Here is a 281-nt window from a genome sequence, read left to right as displayed (position 1 = left end):
CTTGTTCCGGTCACCCACTCTTCGTTGATATCCATCAGGATGCTCCCTGCCAACCTCATGAGGGAATCCTCATTTGGAAAAGCTCCTACAACCTTTGTTCTTCGTTTCAATTCCTTATTGATCCTTTCTACGCCATTTGTGGTTCTGATTCTCTTCCAATGTTCTTTTGGGAACGATTCGAAGTTCCTAATGTCAGATTGGAACCTATCTATCGTATTTGCTGCTTTAGAGTATCCTCTCGATTCCAATTCATCTATCAGTTGCTCCATTTTAGATTTATT

Annotated in this window: 1 protein-coding gene; it reads right to left on the bottom strand. The window is 40.9% G+C overall.

All coding sequences use genetic code 11. The features are described from left to right. Nucleotides 1-281, bottom strand: a 281-nt coding sequence (locus tag AC29Z1_RS16040) for a transposase (RefSeq protein WP_488272459.1), incomplete at both ends; no start/stop codon positions are given.

It is taken from the genome of Sporomusa sp. (genome assembly GCF_057736855.1).
Note: the sequence above shows the minus strand (reverse complement) of the source record. Positions and strands in the feature narration are given on the sequence as shown.